The 19,223-nt window shown below is 63.5% G+C and carries 14 protein-coding genes; 7 read left to right on the forward strand and 7 right to left on the reverse strand.

Going from position 1 to position 19,223, the window contains the following annotated elements; all coding sequences use genetic code 11:
• Positions 1-852, forward strand: an 852-nt coding sequence (locus AB1384_15500; protein MEW6555673.1) for a DUF5719 family protein, incomplete at its 5' end; no start/stop codon positions are given.
• Positions 853-1,141: 289 nt separating this feature from the next.
• The gene (locus tag AB1384_15505) at positions 1,142-2,362 is read left to right on the forward strand and encodes a prolyl oligopeptidase family serine peptidase (protein MEW6555674.1); all 1,221 of its coding nucleotides are present in this window, start codon (positions 1,142-1,144) and stop codon (positions 2,360-2,362) included.
• Between the two features lie 3 nt (positions 2,363-2,365).
• On the opposite strand, the gene AB1384_15510 is transcribed toward AB1384_15505, so the two are convergent.
• A complete protein-coding gene (locus tag AB1384_15510) occupies positions 2,366-2,944 on the reverse strand; it encodes a hypothetical protein (GenBank protein MEW6555675.1) in 579 nt (192 codons plus the stop codon).
• Between the two features lie 290 nt (positions 2,945-3,234).
• Here AB1384_15510 and AB1384_15515 point away from each other — a divergent pair, with 290 nt between their 5' ends.
• Positions 3,235-4,419, forward strand: a complete 1,185-nt coding sequence (locus AB1384_15515) for a lipocalin-like domain-containing protein (GenBank protein ID MEW6555676.1) — start codon at positions 3,235-3,237, stop codon at positions 4,417-4,419.
• Between the two features lie 17 nt (positions 4,420-4,436).
• Here the strand turns inward: AB1384_15515 and melA are convergent, their stop codons facing one another.
• The 3 genes from melA to AB1384_15530 all read right to left on the reverse strand — a co-directional run bounded on the left by melA (position 4,437) and on the right by AB1384_15530 (position 7,698).
• The gene (gene melA / locus AB1384_15520; GenBank protein MEW6555677.1) at positions 4,437-5,864 is read right to left on the reverse strand and encodes an alpha-galactosidase; all 1,428 of its coding nucleotides are present in this window, start codon (positions 5,862-5,864) and stop codon (positions 4,437-4,439) included.
• Between the two features lie 62 nt (positions 5,865-5,926).
• A complete protein-coding gene (locus AB1384_15525; protein ID MEW6555678.1) occupies positions 5,927-6,676 on the reverse strand; it encodes a class I SAM-dependent methyltransferase in 750 nt (249 codons plus the stop codon).
• Between the two features lie 86 nt (positions 6,677-6,762).
• Positions 6,763-7,698: a glycosyl hydrolase family 43 gene (locus AB1384_15530; protein MEW6555679.1), complete on the reverse strand. Its 936-nt coding sequence runs from the start codon at positions 7,696-7,698 to the stop codon at positions 6,763-6,765.
• Between the two features lie 257 nt (positions 7,699-7,955).
• On the opposite strand from AB1384_15530, the gene AB1384_15535 reads away from it, so the two are divergent.
• A complete protein-coding gene (locus AB1384_15535; GenBank protein MEW6555680.1) occupies positions 7,956-8,867 on the forward strand; it encodes a protease inhibitor I42 family protein in 912 nt (303 codons plus the stop codon).
• Positions 8,868-9,039: 172 nt separating this feature from the next.
• On the opposite strand, the gene uvsE is transcribed toward AB1384_15535, so the two are convergent.
• A complete protein-coding gene (gene uvsE, locus AB1384_15540) occupies positions 9,040-9,933 on the reverse strand; it encodes a UV DNA damage repair endonuclease UvsE (GenBank protein ID MEW6555681.1) in 894 nt (297 codons plus the stop codon).
• Positions 9,934-10,162: 229 nt separating this feature from the next.
• On the opposite strand from uvsE, the gene corA reads away from it, so the two are divergent.
• The 3 genes from corA (at position 10,163) to AB1384_15555 (ending at position 15,403) form a co-directional block, all read left to right on the forward strand.
• A complete protein-coding gene (gene corA / locus AB1384_15545) occupies positions 10,163-11,119 on the forward strand; it encodes a magnesium/cobalt transporter CorA (protein ID MEW6555682.1) in 957 nt (318 codons plus the stop codon).
• Between the two features lie 314 nt (positions 11,120-11,433).
• The gene (locus tag AB1384_15550) at positions 11,434-14,571 is read left to right on the forward strand and encodes a 5'-nucleotidase C-terminal domain-containing protein (protein ID MEW6555683.1); all 3,138 of its coding nucleotides are present in this window, start codon (positions 11,434-11,436) and stop codon (positions 14,569-14,571) included.
• A 499-nt stretch (positions 14,572-15,070) separates the two neighbouring features.
• Positions 15,071-15,403 carry a DUF3221 domain-containing protein gene (locus tag AB1384_15555; GenBank protein MEW6555684.1) on the forward strand — a complete coding sequence of 111 codons (333 nt, stop codon included), beginning with the start codon at positions 15,071-15,073 and terminating at the stop codon, positions 15,401-15,403.
• 15 nt (positions 15,404-15,418) lie between these two features.
• Here AB1384_15555 and AB1384_15560 read toward each other — a convergent pair whose 3' ends face one another.
• Positions 15,419-16,369: a DUF6612 family protein gene (locus AB1384_15560; protein MEW6555685.1), complete on the reverse strand. Its 951-nt coding sequence runs from the start codon at positions 16,367-16,369 to the stop codon at positions 15,419-15,421.
• 51 nt (positions 16,370-16,420) lie between these two features.
• Positions 16,421-19,099 carry a hypothetical protein gene (locus AB1384_15565; protein MEW6555686.1) on the reverse strand — a complete coding sequence of 893 codons (2,679 nt, stop codon included), beginning with the start codon at positions 19,097-19,099 and terminating at the stop codon, positions 16,421-16,423.
• Positions 19,100-19,223: the final 124 nt, after the last annotated feature.

The following is a 19,223-nucleotide window of genomic DNA, read 5'->3' on the forward strand; positions in this document are numbered from 1 at the left end:
GACCTCACCCTCATGACCGACCAGGGGGAGAAGAAGCCGGCAGAGCTGCAGAACCAGACCATCCCCAAGAACTCCCGCCGCACCTTCCCCCTCCACGCCTACATAACCACCTACGACGTCTCGACCATGGTCACCTCGACGGGCGGGGACGTCATCTGCGAGCGGGCCATGTACAGCGGCGACTGGAGCTGGGGACATGACTCCATCGGGGTGACCATGCCCGCCTCCACCTGGTACCTGGCCGAGGGTTCCACCGCCGGGGGCATGCAGACCTACATCCTGGTGCAGAACCCCAACCCCGACCCGGTCACCGTGGACCTCACCCTCATGACCGACCAGGGGGAGAAGAAGCCGGCAGAGCTGCAGAACCAGACCATCCCCAAGAACTCCCGCCGCACCTTCCCCCTCCACGCCTACATAACCACCTACGACGTCTCGACCATGGTCACCTCGACGGGCGGGGACGTCATCTGCGAGCGGGCCATGTACAGCGGCGACTGGAGCTGGGGACATGACTCCATCGGGGTGACCATGCCCGCCTCCACCTGGTACCTGGCCGAGGGTTCCACCGCCGGGGGCATGCAGACCTACATCCTGGTGCAGAACCCCAACCCCGACCCGGTCACCGTGGACCTCACCCTCATGACCGACCAGGGGGAGAAGAAGCCGGCAGAGCTGCAGAACCAGACCATCCCCAAGAACTCCCGCCGCACCTTCCCCCTCCACGCCTACATAACCACCTACGACGTCTCGACCAAGGTGGATGCAACGGGTGGCCCAGTCATCTGCGAGCGGGCCATGTACAGCGGAGACTGGATCTGGGGCCACGACTCGGTGGGCTTCACGCCATAAGGTCACGGGTCCGGAGCGGGCATACCCGATGCCCGTATTGTAGGAGAAACGATGGAGGCCCCGGGACGACCCGGGGCCTCTCTCCGCTTGGGGTCAACCCCGCCACGTGACAGAACACCGCCTGTCACACCTGGGGTCAACCCCAGCCCGTGACAGAACTTCCCTCGTCCGTATTTAATCGCCTGCACCCATTACTCCGCGCTTTAAGAGTCCCCTTTCCCCGGTCAAGCGGCCTGCACTCACGACCGACAACAAGTAGAGACCATTCAACCCTTGCGAGGAGGCGATCATGGCGGAAGACAAAAAACCCAGGCAGTTCTTCATGCAGCACGAGCAGATGGACTTCGAGGTCCAGATCGTCCTGGGAAGCTGCTTCTACGGCAGTGCCGACGCGGGGGAGGTGCTCTCGACCGTCGAGCGCATAGAGGACGGCGATTTCGAGGGCTGGTTCTCTCTATGGTGCGCCACCGCGGCGCGCCTGGAGGCCATGGCCCGCGCTTGCGCCGCCGCCGGCAACGACGTGAGCGCCCGCCAGGCATGGCTGCGCGCTGCCGGCTACTACGGGGTCTCGCTCTCCGCCATCGATGGCACTGAGGACCCCTCCCGGCGCGTGCCCACCTGGCAGAAGCACATAGCCTGTTTCGACGAGTTCTGCGCCCGCCTCGCGCCTCCCGCCGAAAAGGTGGAGATACCTTACGAGAACACCCCCATGCCCGGCTATCTCTTCAAGCCCGACAGCTCCGGCGGCCCCTTCGCCACCGTCATCTTCAACAACGGCAGCGACGGCCCCACCGTTGCCATGTGGTCATCGGGGGTGGCGGCCGCGCTGGAGAGGGGGTATGCCGCCCTCATCTTCGACGGCCCCGGCCAGAACGCCATGCTGTGGCTGCACGACGTCCCCTTCCGGTTCGACTGGGAGAAAGTCATCACCCCGGTGGTGGACTTCCTGGCGGCCCGCCCCGACGTAGACCCCACGCGCATCGCCCTCTCCGGCATCAGCCAGGGCGGGTACTGGGTCCTGCGCGCCCTGGCCTTCGAGCACCGCATCGCCGCCGGCATCGCCGACCCGGGGGTGATGGACGTCTCCACGGCTGTCGCGGGCAGGTATCCCCCCGAGATGCTGCAAATGGTGGACGACGGCCGCAAAGAGGAATTCGACGCCATGATGACCGAAGGTCTCAAGTACATGGAACCCGCCACGCGTCAGATGGTGCAGTGGCGCATGAAGCCTTACGGCACGGAGAGCTTCTACGAGTGGATCACCATGTCCCGCCAGTTCCAGGCGCGGGATGTCATCGGACAGATAGAGTGCCCCATGTTCATCGCCGATCCCGATGACGAGCAGTTCTGGCCGGGGCAGCCCCAAGAGGTGTACGACGCCCTCACCTGCCCCAAGACCATCGTGCGCTTCACGCGCGAGGAGGGAGCCAACTGGCACTGCGAGCCCAAGGCGCGCAGCCTCTACGACCAGCGCTTGTTCGACTGGCTGGCGACGGTCATGCCCGCCTAGGCGTCACGCGGCCTCCTCGTCCGACCCGGCCCTGTCCGGCGGCTGCGAGAGCACCATGAGGGACCAGAAAGCGGAGCCCACCATGACCACCGCCCGCAGCGAGGTCACATATAGGGCGTAGGTGAAGGCCTCGAAGGTGAGTTGTTCCATCCGGCCCAGTGACGAGCTGGCCAGCGCCGTCCAGGCCAGTCCCGCGAAGACCAGGAAGGCCACCAGCGACAGCAGCAGGTTCATGATGAAGACGACCTTGAGGTCACCCCAGTCCTCCCGCGCCATCTCCAGCAGCCATTTTATCTCCAGAGTATGAAAGATCAGCAGGGCCAGGGTGGTGAAGGCCGTGATGATGATGAGAGCGGTACGCGAGGTCTCGTCGTCGCTGAGGCGGAAGCCCACCAGCAGGCAGCAGCCGTAGTAGAGGAAACAGGTGAAACCAGCCGCGAAGACCCACTTGGCGAAGTGGCGGAACTCGCCGATGTTCTCCAGGCGGCTTAGGGCGCTGCGGTAGGAGAAGACCAGGGCCACCAGCACCAGCCCGAGCAGGGTCGCGGAAGCATGGGCCAGCGAGTCGAACGCGGATTCCATCACGCTATCCTTTCCGTCCACATACGTTCCTCGCGCCGCCCGCTTTTCTTCCGTGCGGGCGGCCACAAGTCCACGTTCTATATCTTCGGTCTCCCGCCCTCTCTCCTGAACCTGAGCGGGTTCCTGCGTGTGGATTTCCAGACCGACCAGAGGCGCGTATGGGCCGAACGGACCTCGCCACCAGTGGGGCAGTGGCGTTTTGGCCGGGTCACGGCGGGTTTCAGGGCGGGCGTTTTGGGCATATATCAATGGACGGAGTAGAGCAGGCCCAGATGTCGAGGGAGGGCGAGATGGGCTCACGCAGATGGAAGTGGCTGGCCCTGGAGAACCTAGCGGTCGCGGCGGCGGCGAGGAGACTGGGCAAACGCGGCCTTACCTATCAGATAATACCGGTGGGGATGTTCGGCAGCAGGCCGGTGGACGAGCTCAACCGCGGCCTCGCACCGGAGGACGACGCCGCGCACCCCTACGAAGGCCGCTTCTACTGGGAGTGGTGGTATTTCGACGCCCAGTTCGACGACGGACACCGCTGCGTGCTCGAGTTGCAGTATCCCAACCTCACGAACATATTCGCCAGGGAATGCACCATGCTCTTCAACGTCTATACGCCTGACGGCCGGGACTTCAACAACATCATCCCCTTCCCGCTCTCCATGTGGAGGGCCTCGCAGGAGACATGCGACGTGGCCATAGGCGACAACATCATCCAGGGCTATGATCCGGAGTACCGCGTGAAGTTCTCCCACTCAGGCCTCGCCTGCGACCTCGTCTTCGAGAACCTTCTCCCTGGGTGGACGCGCGGCAGCGGCGAGATCATGTTCGGCATGCCGGAGAAGCAACAGGTGTTCGGGTGGGTGGTGGCGCAACCCCGGGCGCGGGTAAGCGGCACCCTCAGCGTCGACGGGGTCGAGCACCAGGTCACGGGACTCGGGTACCACGACCACAACTGGGGGAACGGCATCATCCCACGCTACCTGTCGCACTGGGTATGGGGGCGCCTCACCACCGACCGCCTGACCATGATCTTCGCCGACGTGGTGACCGCACGCTGGTGCGGGGACGTGCACATACCCATCGTCTTCCTGGCTCTGGACGACCGCATCGTCCTGGAGTCGTCGCAAGCCGAGTTCCAGGTGGGCGATTACGTGCCGGACAGCGCCGGGTTCCAGGTCTACCCGAGCCGGGTCGACTTGGAGTTCAGCGAGCGCGACGTGGCGGGGGAGTTCCACTTCAAGATCATCAAGGAACTTGAGATGGTCAACACCCTGGCCGAGAAGCTGCCCCCCCGGATCGTCAGCATGATCGGCAAGACCCTCGCCGGCCCCGCCTACTACCGCTTCCTCTCCGACTATGAAGGCTGGGTCGAGGTGGGAGGGGAGCGGCTGGAGCTGGCGGGTGAGACACACTGGGAGTATATGATCATCACCCTGCGCTGCGGCCAGATCCCCCGCCCCGGGCGCCGCCTGCCCAACTGAGCTGGCCGCGATGGCCGCTATTCGCCGCCGAACATGCGGGTGCGCGGGTAGACGTCCTCCCCCGACCTCACCTCGGTGACTCCCGTCTCCAGGCGGTCGACGCTGTGCCCGGGTGCCTCGTTCGCCTTCCCCCGGAACTGCGGCAGCCACTGCATCTGCGCCGCGAACATCTCGCCCACCAGGTTGCGGATCTCGTGGGGGGCCAGCACCGCGGCGGTGAGCGGGTCCATGAGGCAGGCGTGGTAGGCCGCCTCGTAGTCCCCGTTGATCGCGGCCTCAACCGCCAGCTCCTGTACCGAGACGTTGGAGCGGCAGAGGGCGGCACACACCGCGGGGAGGTCCCCCACCGCGATGGGGTAGAAGCCTCCGCCGTCAACGGTCACGGGCACCTCCACGCAGCAGCCTTCCGGCAGGTTGGCGATGAGCCCCCGGTTGAGCACGTTGCCGGCGAAACGGAAGGGGACCCCGGTGAGGCTGGCGTCCATGATCCCCGCGGTGAACTCCTCCGACCTCTCTCCCGCCAGGAAGGGCACGGTGACCTCACCCCGGGCCATGCCGGCCATCTCCTCCTGGTAGAACTCCTGCATGCCTACCTGGGCTTTGAGGTCGCCGGCCGTCTCTCCCATGAGCCAGGGTCCGCCGAAGAGGCGCTTGAGGTCCTCGCGGTGGCGGAAGTAAGGGACGTACTCGGAGGTGTGCCCCGGCAGCTCGGTGCAGAAATAACCCGTGGCCTTCATCATCTCGAAACGGTAGCGCTCGTGCATGATGGGGCCCTCCTTATCCAGCTTCTCCCACATGCGCGGGTAGAGGTCCTCTCCCGAGCGCTCGAAGCGCAGCAGCCAGGCCATGTGGTTGATGCCGGCCCATTTCAGCTCGCATTCCTCTTCCGGCACGCGCAGCCATTTGCACAGCAGGTCAGCAGTGTGTTGGGTGCCGTGACAGAGCCCCACGGAGCGCAGGCTGGGGAAGGCCTTCTGCAGCGCCCAGGTGCAGATGGCCATGGGGTTGGCGTGGTTGAGCAGGAGGGCATCCGGGCACAGCTCCTCCATGTCCCGGGCTATCTCCAGCAGCACGGGCACGTGGCGCAGGCCCCGGAAGACCCCGCCGGGGTTGAGGGTGTCCCCCACGCATACGTCCACCCCGTACTTGAGGGGTATCTCCACGTCCGCCCGGTAAGCGTCCAGTCCGCCGACCATGATGGTGCACACCACGAAATCGGCCCCGGTGAGGGCCTCACGCCGCGAGGTGGTGGCCGAGAAGGTGCAGCCCAGGCCGTTCTGCTCCTTCATATTGTCCATCACCTGCTTGACCAGGGCCAGGCGCTCGGCGTCCACGTCCATGAGCGCGATATGCGCAGCGGCAAGGGAGGGGTGGTTGACGATATCCTGGGTCAGGCGGCGGGCGAACTGCAGGCTACCCGCCCCCATCATGGCGATCTTGGCCATCGTGACCTCCTCGCAGTTCTGTCGCCTCTTCGGCGACGCTGTTCCACGCGGTATGTTCCTGCCTACTTGCGGGCCAGGAAGAAGGACCTTCCCTCGCCCATGGGCGGGCCCAGTTCCTTCAAGCCCGCATGGACAGAGACGTCGGCGAACCCGCCTTCCAACAATGCCCGCGTCACTTCCTCCTCTGAGTAAGCGGTCTGCAGCAGGGAGAGATCGCTGCGGCGCCAGGTACCCTCCTCGCGCTGGAACAGGGTCGTCTCCGCCCGCGCGATCTTGCTCGCTCTGTCGTAGGAAAACCTCATGATAAAGGCGTTGTCCTCTCCCACCTGGGCGTTGGAGCCCTTCCACCGCTTCAGCAGCCCCTCCTCCATGTTCAGGTCGAATAGGAACTGACTGCCAGGCTTGCAGGCATTGCAAGTGCTGCGGAAGCACCGCCACAAGCCCTCGAGGGTCATGATATGGTTCAGACTGTCGTAAACGGAGATGGCAGCGTCGTATTCCCGCGGCAACTCGAAGTCACGCGCATCGGCATGGATGAACTCACAACCCGGCGCGTTGCGCCGCGCGTATGCGAGCTGGCGCGCCGAGCCGTCGATGCCGGTGACCGCGAAACCTCTTTCCGCCAGCATCGCGGCCAGCTGGCCGGTGCCGCAGCATATATCGAGTATCCTGGCGCCGCTCGGCAGGTGCGAGAACAGCAAGCGGTCCAGGGCGTCCGACATGGGGGGGTTCGCGGTGATGGTGCCCCAGTAGTGGTTGTAGAACCAGGCGAAATCGTCGTAATCGGACGCGTGGTCTTCCCCGGCTGTCATATCATCCTCCCGTGCGCCGGCTGCAGGGTCTTTTCCATATGCAAGCCCGCTACGGAGCCTTCGCTCCGCCCTCCTCGGGGTCTATCCTATGTCATGGCTGCTGTGGCCAGCCCTAACCTCTCCCGTCCCAGCAGCCAGCCGTCGCGGGCATTGAAGTAAAGATAAAGGCGGTCCTCGAACTCCCTCACATCAAGCGCGTACACGAACCCCTTCTTCCAGCCCGGCTCGGGCCCGAGGATAGGCATGCGCTCCGGCACGTTCCACTCCAGGCCGTCGCGCGAGGTGGCCAGGCGGATGGCCGAGCGGGTATGGGAGGCGGCGGGGTCCCAGTAGATGCCGTTCTGGAATCCCACGTAGCCGTCCCCGGTCGCGACTACCTTCATGGCCCCCGCGCCCATGTTGGCGTAGGTGTCGAGGGCGTGGGGCTGCAGGGCAGGCTGCGCCTCCGCCCGGTATTCCCCGAGCAGGTCTCCGCAGCGGGCCACCCCGATATACTTGGGCTCCGAGAAACGGCAGTCCCGCAGGTAGACCAGCCCGGCGCTGTAGTAAAGGCGGAAACCCTGCTCATCGGCGATGACGCAGGGATTGCTCACCGCCCCCCCGCAGCCCTCCCGGTGCCACGCCAGGGAAGGCTCCAGGATAATGGAGGGTTCGCTCCACGCGCGGAGGTCGTGGGAGGTCCTGGCCTCGATGTGGGAGCTGTAGGGGAAGGGGAAGAGCCTGATGAACCTCTCATAGAAAAGGTAGTAGGTGGAGTCCGTGACGAAGAGGAACGCCCTCAGGCTGTTGCGGCTCACCACCCCCTTGAGTCGTTCCCAGGCCAGCCCGTCCCGGGAGGTGAAATGGTGGATGCCCAGGATGGAGTGGGCGAAGAGGTGCCAGAGGCCCTCATGGGTAGCGGCGGGCGGCAGGAAGGTCGGGTCGGCCAGGATGGGGGAAGGAAATGGCGGTTGGATCAGGGGATTGCCCTCGTATTCCCTCCATGTCAGGTCCAGTACAGCCTCCGTATTCATTTCCAGCATGCCCACCCTCCTCGGTTCAACCCGGCGACCTTCGCGCAATGCGTAGCTATTATTTTCCCCCGCGGCCTTTGTTCGAATCATGCCGGTGACTTTTTATGCTCAAACCGTATCCGCCCTGCTGCCGCATCCGGTTCCTGGCGGGGCTTAGCCCGCGACCGGTGGTTAAGTTATAATTAATCGGAGCTTGGAGCGGGGTACCGCGCCCGGAGCTCGCTCCGCATCGGGATCTGGTCTGAAAAACGAGGAGGATTTAGAAGATGAAGCACTCCAGGCTGGTAGTAATAGTGATCGCTTTCGTCCTCGCGACCCTGACCCTCGCTGTTGGCGGCTGTGAACTGGACGGCGAGGTCAAGGAGCACCGGGACCCCGCGCAACTCATCGAGGTCGAGAAGGGGGAGGAGTTCGCCATCGTGCTCGAGTCCAACCCCACCACCGGGTACCAATGGAAGCTGGCGGAGGAACTGGATACGGAGATAGTCGTCCTGGTGAAGACCGAATACGAAGCGCCCGACACCGAGCTCCTGGGAGCGGCTGGTGAGGAGAAATGGACCTTCAAGGCGGAAAACGTCGGCGATACCACCATCACCCTGGCCTACGTAAGGCCTTGGGAGGAAGAAGGAGCGGAAGAGACCGCGGGCGAGGAGCAAGAGGGCGAGACGGGCACGGAGGGAGAAACGGCCGGGGGTGAAGAGGCGGCGGCCGGCGAGGAGGAAACGGCCGAGCAGGAAGGACCCACCACCGTTACCTACAGTGTCAGGGTAAAGAAGGCCGGCAGCATGGACTCGGAGCCCAAGGTCTACAAGGCCGAAGATACGGAAGAGATAGAGGTGGAGGCGGGGCTCGATTTCGCTATCGCCCTGGTGTCCAACCCTTCCACCGGTTACTCGTGGCGGCTCGCCGAGCCCCTGGATGAGGACGTGGTCGAGCTGGTGAGCAGCGAGTTCGAGAAGAAGAGCGTGGAGAGCGAGGGCGAAGGGGAGGGCGAAGAAGGCGAGATGGTCGGCGCTCCCGGCGAGGAACTGTGGACCTTCACGGCCGTGGCCGAGGGAGAGACGGAGATCGTGCTCGAATACGTGCGCCCCTGGGAGACCGACGAGGAACCCGAGGAGACGGTGACCATCAAGGTAAACGTAACCGGCCACGAGGAAGGCGAAGAGGAAGAGCATTAGTTCCAATACAGGGTCAGCCCCTGACATGTGACATTAAGTAACGGATGGGGTCAGCCCCTGACATGTGATATTGAGTTGCGTAGCAGCAACCAGAGCTTCGAGCCTCCTCAGCATGTCACATGTCAGGGGCTGACCCCCGTCAGCTCATCGAGCATACCTAGCATGTCACATGTCAGGGGCTGACCCCATCCGTTACGTTGAGGATGGAGAGGGCTTCCAGGGCGCTGCGCTCCTTGTTCTTCACCTCGAGCATGACGTCGCGGTCGAGGCCGCGCGCGGCGCGCAGGAAGCGGTGGAAGTCGTCCGCGTCCAAGGCGTAGGCGTGGGCCCCGGTCCTGGCGCCCTTCTTCTGGCTGCTGTAGTCCACCATGGGCACGCCGTCCTCCTGCCTCCAGGTAGAGCCCGCCGCGACGAGGGCCGGCCGCAGCTTCTCCCCGCGGTTGTTGGCGGCGTGGTGCAGGGTGTCGAAGACCACAGGGACGCCGGTCAGGGCGCTGACCTCCAGGCAGTCGGCGAGGCCGTATGACCGCTCGTCGTTCTCCACCACCAGGCGCCGCCTCACTGCGGCCGGCAGCCCGCGGTAGCGGTCGGCGAACCTGGCGATGCCCGCCTCCTTGTCCCCGTAGACCCCGCCCACGTGGACCTGCACCTTGTGCGTGCCGTCCAGGCCCATGAGGTCCAGCACCCTGGCGTGGTAGACCAGCTCCGCCACGCTCCTCTCGTGTATCCCAGTGTCCGGGGAGTTGATGAGGATGAACTGGTCGGGGTGCATGGTGACGCGCATGCCGTGTTCCACCACGTAGGCCCCGATCTCCCCGAACTGCCGCCTGAAGGCGCGCTGCCAGGGGAAATCGCATACCGGGTGGGAGGCGAAGGGCACCAGGTCCGACGAGATGCGGAAGTACGCGATGCCGTGCTCGAGGTTGTAGGCGAGCTGCTCCCTAAGGCAGGAGAGGTTTCCCCCCACCGTCCGCTCCATGTTCTCCGCTGAGTATGATTTCAGCCGGAAGGTCCTCGAGCTGCGGCAGTCGAGGGAGAGATTGATGCACGCATACCCTATTCTCATCTGTCCTCCCGGGGGACCACAGGTCCCGGTCAACCCGAGTATAGACCAGACCACAGCGCTGAGCGTATGAGGGAGGTTACCCTCCGTCCCATCAACGGCAGATCCATCCACGAGGATAGGTATTCGCCCTTCTGCGCAGCCGTCAGACCAAAGGTGATGGCGGGTCCCTGCAGAATAAATCAAGAGAAACCCCGTGCTCTAACGGTATGGAAGGGGCTGAACGCATATCATGCAGGCCTATATCGTCGACAGCGGGGGCGAGTCGCGCCAGGCGGACGGCCTGGACGGTGTCGTCCTGTCCGACTGCAGGCTCGTCTGGGTGGACGTGACGGACCCCTCCCTCGAGGAGAGGAGGTACCTTCGGGACTTCTTCGACCTCCATCCCCTGGCGGCGGAGAAAGACCTAGAGGCGGAGACCGTGCCCCGTGTGGTGGAGTTCAGCGGCCACGTCATGGTCATCTGGAACGTGCAGCGCGATGTGCGAGAGACGGAGAACGTGGAGGTGACCAGCGTCTACCTCATCCTGGGCGACAACTTCCTCATCACCGCCCACGTCGAGGACATCCGCGAGATCGACACCATGTTCAAGAGGATGCGCGAGGAGGGTGCACCGCGGCGCGACCACCCGGCCTTCTTCCTCTATGCCATCATGAACGTCTCGGCTGAGGAATGGTTCCCCATGATAGAGACCCTCAAGGACGACATCGACACCTACATGGACGAGATGCTGACCGACGCGAAGAGCGGCGACGTGAGCGCCCTGATGGCGCTCAAGCACAAGAACATGGCGGCGCGGCGCACCCTGTCCGCCCTGCGCGATACGGCCATGCGCCTGGCGCGGCGCGACCTGCCCGTCATACCCGACGAGCTGAGCGTGTACCTCATGGACGTCTACGACCGCCTCACCCGCCTCTACCTGGAGGTGGACAACAACAGCGACCTCATCTCCAGCTCCCTGGACATCCACCTCAGCGTGGTGAGCAACCGCCTCAACGTGACCATGAAGAGGCTCACCGCCGTGGCCACCTTCTTCATGCCCGCCACCTTCCTGGCGGGCGTGTACGGCATGAACTTCGTGCACCAGCCCGAATACAACTGGCAGTACGGCTACCTGTACTTCTGGATGGCCGTCGCCGTGGTCACCCTGGTGATGTTCGTCATCTCCCGCAAACAGGACTGGTTCTGACGCGGCGGCGGGACGCGAACCACCCCGGAACAGACATGATGGCCTGGAAGTGTCTGACCGGTCCCCTGGAGATGGATGGAAAGGAGAAAATTTCCCTACGCGGAGGGATAAGGCGTTACCGCCCCCCTGTAAAAGGGTATATATAGAGCGGGAAAGCCCCACGGCCAGAACCGTTCCACGGGAGGAGAGATAAACGCATGGCTGCAAGGTCCCGCGCCTCTGGGAGATCAACCCGAAGATAACGACCCGGGAAAAGGGCAGGAATATATGCATATCGAGAGTATTCGGTCTGCGAGATCCGGGAGGTGATACGTTTGCCGAGTATCTACTGGAAAAAGGCGATAGGGGTGCTGGCCTGCCTGTTCCTGCTGTGCGGCCTGTTGGTGGCCATTCCCGCGGCCGGCACGGCCGAGGCGCAGGAGGCCAAGCTCTTCACCATCCTGCACACCAATGACGAGCACGGTGAGGTCATACCCTACGGTCCGTCTATCGACTACCCCGATGACCCCACCACGGGAGGGTTCTCCCGCATCGCCAACGAGATAGGGCGCATCAAGGCCGAGAAGGCTGCCGCGAGCGAACCCGTGCTGACCCTTTCGGCCGGGGACATATCCCAGGGGACCCTCTTCAGCTGGCTGGAGTCCCAGCCCAGCGGCCATGTGGAGCTCTCGCTGCTGCAGGCCATGGGATACGATGCCGTGGCCATCGGCAACCACGAGTTCGACATGGGCTCGGGCTACCGGGCACAGGTGTACGGCCAGGCCAAGGCGGACGGCATAACCCTGCCCATACTCTGCGCTAACATGACTTTCGACGATACCGACCCGCAGGCCGCCGCCCTGCATGCTTTGTACTCGACCGTGGACAAGCAGGGTACGGAACTCGCCATTCAGCCCTACACGGTGAAGACCCTCTCCAACGGCCTCAAGGTGGGCATATTCGGCCTGCTGGGGGTGGAGGCGGAGGTGGACGCCCCCGCCGCGGGGATGACCGGGGTGACCTTCGGCAACGTCATCGGCCACCCCACCGATCCGGTGGGATTCATCAACCGCGTCAACGTAGCCCAGAACATGGTCAACACCCTGCGCGCGGACGGCTGCGACGTGGTGGTGGCCTTGACCCACTGCGGCACCTCCGAGGAGGAGATGCTGGCCCAGTTCGTAAACGGCATCGACGTCATCGTGGGCGGCCACAGCCACGACCTCAATTACCCCCCCATCGTGGTGGGCGACACCACCATCGTGCAGGCGGGCTCCTACGGCCGCTACCTGGGCGAACTCGAGCTGGAGTACGCGGGAGGCAAGGTATCGGTGCGCAACGCCACCGCCATCCCCATCGACGAGAACATCCCCACCGTCCCGGCCATCGACGCCGCCATCGCCAACTACGTGGCCGCGCTCAACGGTTTCCTGGGCTTCGACATCATGGCCCCCTACGCGGAGACGGACCTCTTTGATGACGGGGGTTTCAACCTCAACGATATGCCGCCCTGGGCGGAGACCAACCTGGGGGACCTCATCACCGATTCCTTCCTGCTGACCTCGACCCTCGTCGACCCCACCAGGCCGACGCGCATCGCCGTCGAGGGCAACGGCGTGATCAGGAACGGCATCCCCAAAGGGGCGTCAGGGGTGTTCAACTTCTACGACCTCTACCGCTCCTTCCCCCTGGGCGTGGACCTCTCCGGCACCCAGCCCGTCCCCCTGGGCTACCCCCTGGTGAACTTCTACCTCTTCGGCGCGGAGCTGCAGGGGGCCCTGGAAGCCATACTGGACCTTGGCATCAACACCTACTTCCTGCAAATGGCCGGGGCACGCTATACGTACAACGCGGGCGGTCCCGAGGGCGGCAAGATAATCGACTTCGAGATGGACGATATGGCGGGGGGATGGGAGCCCGTCAATCCGGGCGCGCTCTACCGGGTGGCCACCAGCCAGTACGACGCGTACTTCCTGAGCGCGTTCGGCCTGGCGCCGCGGGACGAGACCGGGGCGACGACCACGGTGGACGCCTGCATCGTCTATGCCGGACCGAACCAGGTCAAGTGCTGGCAGGCCCTGGCCGGTATGGTGGCGAGCATGCCCGACCTGGACGGCGACGGCCTCCCCAACATCGTGCCCGACTACAAGTACCCCCAGCTGAGGATAGAGAACACCAATTGGTACCTGGCGGAAGGGTCCACCCTGGGCGGCATGGAGACCTATGTACTGGTTCAGAACCCTGACCCCATCACCGACGCGCACGTGAACATCTTCTTCCAGACGGACACCGGCGAGGTGGCCCCGGCAGACCTGCAGGGAGTGACCATACCCGCGGGCTCTCGCAGCACCTTCATGGCGAACAACTGGGTAAGCTCCTATAACGCCTCCACCGTGGTCGAGCCCATCGACGGTATGGTGGTGTGCGAGCGCGCCATGTACGGTGACGGCGGCGCCTGGGCCCACGATTCCATCGGCGCGACCTCCCCGGAACCGGCACAGGAATGGTACTTGGCGGAGGGCTCCACGGACCTGGGCATGGAGACCTGGCTGCTGGTGCAGAACTCCTACCAGTCGACCGTGCACGTGAACGTCTCGTTCCAGACGGACACCGGCGAGGTGGCACCCGCGGAACTGCAGGGGGTGGCCATACCGGCCGAGTCGCGCGCCACCTTCTTCGTGGGCGAATGGGTGCCGAACGAGCTCAACGTCTCCACCTACGTGGAGGCCCAGGACGGCATGGTGGTGTGCGAGCGCGCCATGTACGGCGGCGAGGACAACTGGGCCACGGATTCCATAGGGACCAGCGTGCTCTCGGACGAGTGGTACCTGGCCGAAGGCTGCACCGACGGCGGCATGCAGACCTACGTCCTGGTGCAGAACCCGGGTGACGACGACGTGCACGTGAACGTCACCTTCAACACCGACTTGGGGGACATAGCGCCCCTGGACCTGCAGAACGTGCTCATCCCCGCCAGGTCGCGACGCACCTTCATGGTCAACGGCTGGGTCACGACCTACAACGTCTCCACCCACGTGCAGTGCCTGGACGGCGCGGTGGTGGCGGAGCGCGCCATGTACGGGGGCGGCGGCGCCTGGGCCCATGATTCCGTCGGGACGGCATCACCGGGCAACGTCTTCTTCCTGCCGGAAGGCTGCACCGGCGGCGGCATGCAGACCTACATCCTGGTGCAGAACCCCGACCCCACGACCGATGCGATAGTGGACATCGTCTTCCAGACCGGCGGAGGAGAGGTAGCCCCGCTTGACCTGCAGGACATAACGATACCCGCGGGTTCGCGCAGCACCTTCATGGTCAACGGCTGGCTTACCGACTACAACGTCTCCACCCTGGTGCTGGCCACGGAAGGGCGGGTGGTCGTGGAGCGCGCCATGTACGGTCCCGGAGGCATCTGGGCCACCGACTCCATCGGCTACATGATGGACATCGCGCTGGAGGACCTCGGCAGGTAAAGCCGGTATCGTGCGCTCAACGCATTGATGGGCATATCAATAGCATAGCCACGAGACAAGCGGAAGAGAGGAATAGGAGGCCGGGCCCCGCGCTCGGCCTTCCCTATTCTTGGAAGTCATCGCGAGCCCGGCGGGTCATGCTGGCAGGGATCCAAGATACGTGTCATCGCGAGCCCGGACCGCGCAGCGAAAATGGAAGCCATGGGAGAATGTCATCGCGAGCACGGTTCGCGCAGCGAGCCGGGCGTGGCGACCTCAACCACTTGGGCTCCGCCACGAGCCATCGGCTGCGGATGATCCGCGACCTCCGTCATGGGAACGGCAACGCCGCAAGTTCCATCTATAATCAGGGGCAGTGGACACATGAGCGGGAGGTAAGAAGATGCGCGGAAGAGCGGCGATAGCAGGCGTGATGATAACGGCGGTGTTTATAGCTCTTGCGGCTGGCTCCGGCTGCGGCTCTGGCTCTGGTGGAAATAACGGTGGTTCCCCGAACCCGGTGAACGGAGGCGTTGACATCCGTGGCTACATCACAAGCATCTCGGCTTTCGAAGGAGGACAGGGCGCCGGCATGCTCGGCTCCGTGCTCATCGAGGGCGAGTTCGAGGAGGACACCTCCTTCGACCGGGCCAGCGCGACCGTGACGGAGGATACGCGCATCTTCATCGCGAGCGGCGGCGATCGCACCGAAGCTGAGTTCTCCGACCTCGAGGTCGGGCAATACGTGGAGGCTGTTTTCACCGGGCCGGTAGCGGAATCCTATCCCGTGCAGGCCACCGCCGCCGAGATAGTGGTCTTGGAGCCGACGCCCGTCGGCGAGGCCGTGGACTGAGAAGCTCCCGGAACGCTATGTCTGCATCGATTCCTCAAACTCCTCAATGGGTATGGCGTCTTCGGCCTCCCCGGGCAGCTCCAGGTCAAACACCTTACCGTAGTCGCCGATCTCGAAAACCCCGTTCATGACCATTCTTGCACCTTGCGGCGGAGGATCATCGGGGAACATATCTGCCAGGAGGGACATGTCCAGATCGACATGGAACTCGAATTCGGTAGCCAAGCCACTATCCTTGTCAAAGGCGACGATGTAATCGATATTGGAGTAGACCACTTCCATCATGCTGGTGTACTCGTCAAAGCTCATTTCGCCTGGAACCCTTTCGAAATCCTCTTTCATCTCGTCAAGCAGGTCCTGTTGTCCCTGCAGTAGCCTTTCGAAATCGATGACCAGCCTGTAGGTGATGGAACGTCCATCCTCCTCCAGGACCTCGGCGCTGTCCGCTGTCTCCAGCATTTCCATCATGTTCTGTGGGCCCATGCCCTGGCTTATGTCCTCCATGCTGGAGAGCACGCTCATCTCCATGAAAACCCATTGCCCCTCAGGCGTCTTTATATACATCTTGTCCCCAGACAGGTAGACAAGGGTTTCGACCTTCCTCCGCCCCATATTGACGCCCATTTCCATCTTGACCAGCATCTCGCCGTCGCCCTTGCGCTCGTAGACCATTTCGTATTCCATGGTCATGGATCCGGAATCGCTGACGTCGCTGTAGTCGGCCTTAGCCTTTCCCTCCATGCGGAACGAATCGACCGTTCCCATGTTTTCCTGGGCCCGCCTGAAGAACTCCAGGGGATTCTCCAGGAAGGCCGTACCGCCCGTACCGCAGCCGGACAGAAGGGCAGTGGTAATAAACACCATAAGGACGGCCGCAAGAAACGGCCTAATCGTGGACGTCTTCATCTTGACCTCCCCTTCAGCCCCTATGCCTTCGATCCCATTATACAATGCTAGGCAGGCCATAAAGGAAGGGCGCCACGGGGGGCGCCCTTCCCGGTCTTCTTATCGCGTCGTTCAGGCGGAGGACCTGCGCGCGAGCAGGATGCCGCCGGCCACCAGCCCGAGTGCTATGATCGCGGAGAGCACGATGGCCACGATCCAGCTGGTGCTCGAACCCTCGGTGTAGTTGTAGGTTGGCTTGCTCTGGTAGACGAAGCGCACGTTGTTCTCCGCGTCCTCGGCGCGGCCCAGGAAGTGGTCGAACTCCTCGCCGCGCTCCGCGATGGCCTCAAGCTCCGCGCCCGTCATGCTGAACTGGGTCAGCACGGCCAGGAGGCCCTCCTCCAGCGCCACGGTGCCTTCATTGAGGTCGGTCATCCCGGTCGTGATCTGGTCAGTGCCGTAGAGCAGGGTGTCCGGAGTCCCCGCGCTTCCGATGCCAGCTACTACCTTATCCAATCCGGCTGTGATTTGTACAAGCCCTTCATAGATTCCGGGATCCGACATGTCCCCAGACGATAAACCAGCCTTCATCTGGTACATCCCGTTCTTCATGGAGGCCAGGGCCCAAAGCAATGTATCCGAGATGCCGGCATCTCCGATGCCTGCCAACATGTTGTTGAGGCCTCCCTCTACCGCATCTACCGCATAGAGCAGGGTATCGGCGGATGTGGCCGAGCCTATCCCCAGCGCGATATTGAGCAGGCCTCCCTGGACGGCTGCCACGGCGTAGAGCAGGGAGTCGGGAACCGTCGATTGACCGATGCCGGCGCTTATCCCATGCAACCCCCCCTGTATCTGTGCCATGGCCCAAAGGAGCGTATTGGCTGTCGTGGCGTCCCCGATTCCCGCCAGGCTCGCCTGCAGTCCCCCCTGTATCTGGGCCATGGCGTAGAGCAGGGTACCGGGCGTTGCCGCTGCCCCTATACCGGCCATCATGCTTCCTATGCCCGTCCGTATGGACTGCAGGTTGGGGATGATGCCGTTGGGCAAGGGAGCCGTCAGGGCGTCGTACATGGTCTGAACGCCCGTAGCGGCATCATTCATGTTGGCGCCCCAGGTATTCATCAGAGTATCCAGAGCGGCGATTTCAGCGGGGGCCATAGTGGCACTCGTATCTACGAGGTTTCGGACCGTGCCGGCGGTGACGGGATCCATGAACTGTTGATATGCGCCCATCAATGCGTTGTACACATTACTGGGATTGCCGGGATCGGCCAGGCCGAGCTGTATCTGATCCAGGCCCCATATGACAGTATTCGGGGTCGAGGTGGTGCCCAGCCCGTTATACATCTGTGTCAATCCCGCCAGGAAGGAGTTCAGCCCCGCCTGCACCTGCGCGACGGCGTAGAGCAAGGTGTTGGGGATGGCTGCCCCGCCTATACCGGCCTTCATCGCATCCAATCCCGCCTGCACCTGCGCGACGGCGTAGAGCAGGGTGTTGGCGGATGTCTCAGAACCGATACCTTGCTGTATGGATGATAGCCCACCCTGCATTGCGGCCATGGCGTACTGGAGCGTATCCGGGGCCGGAGCCGCGTAATCTCCGATCCCACCCTGGATATCTGCCAGCCCTTGTGCCATGGCTGCCATGCCGTAGAGCATGGTGTCGGCGGAAGTCGGGGAACCTATACCCGACTTCATGAGATTAAGCCCTCCTTCTACCTGAGTTGCCCCGTAGATAAGGGAGCCATCGGTGGTCTCGGAGCCAAACCCGTTCACTACTTGCTCTAGGCCGGGGATCAGTTTCGTTGTCAGTCCCTCCGGCATAGCTGGGACCTGCGCAGCCATTTCTTCCAGGCCGTCATTGACGGCGGTGATGCCGAAGAGCAGAGAGGGATCGGTGGTCGGTGAACCGATGCCCGCGTTGACCTGCTTCATGCCGTCGTAGAAAGCCTTCATGTACGGGGCCAGGGTGGCTGTGATGTCAGTCTGGTTGGTCTCCGGGAAGTGGAAGGCCACGGCCAGGGTTAGTGGCGGCATGGCGAAGTCCTTGACATCCGCCGCCACCCAGATGGTGTGGCTCTCCTCGGTCGCCGGCGGGAAGAGGGGGATGGACCAGCCGACGTTGTAGAAGTCGGGCATCCACACCACCAGTCCGGTGGGGTCAGCCTCCAGGTTGAAGAAGATGGAGTTGTCGAAGTACCAGTCATAGGGGAGGATGACCATGGGCAGGTAGGTCTCGACCTCCTCGGTGACCATCTGTCCGGTGGCCGGGTCCTTGTACTCGATCTCGGTCATCTCCTTGCTCTCGTTCCTGAGGGTAAGCTCCATCTTGAAACGGCCGCTCTTGCCGGTGATGGTCTCCAAGTCGGTCACCGGCTCACCGTCGAACCAGTACTTGAAGCGCACGCCCAGGGGGATGCGCGACCTTGCCTCCTCGAGGTTCGACTCTCCCAGCTTGGTGGTGGCGATGACGTTGGCCGGCCCGTCCACGCTGATCTCCGGCCACACGATATAGTCGCCCTCCACGCTGGGCTTGGTGAAGCCCTTCACGGCCTGGTAGCCGCCGATGTCGTCGAAGGCCGCCTCCTCCCTCACCGTCACGGTGCCGTCACCGTTGAGGGAGAGCCAGTTGAACACCTGGACCTCTTCGATCTGCCCGCTGGAGGCCATGGTGGCCAGCACGAACTCGGAGCTGAGGACCTCGGTATCCTCCGTTCCTCTTTGTGCGCTGGCGGGGATGACCATGGTCAGCGAGACGACCAGGGCTACGGCGATGAGGACTATAGAAGCTCTCTTGATCCTTTTCATCTGCATCACCACCTATTGCTCCGCCCCGGCCGCCTGCACCGCGGCCGTCTCCTCTTGCGGCGTGAGCGCCAGGGCGTTGAGGACGGCCGCCACCAGCAGGCCGATGAGCAGGGACAGCACCACG

This window comes from Actinomycetota bacterium (assembly GCA_040757835.1).
Taxonomy (GTDB): domain Bacteria; phylum Actinomycetota; class Geothermincolia; order Geothermincolales; family RBG-13-55-18; genus SURF-21.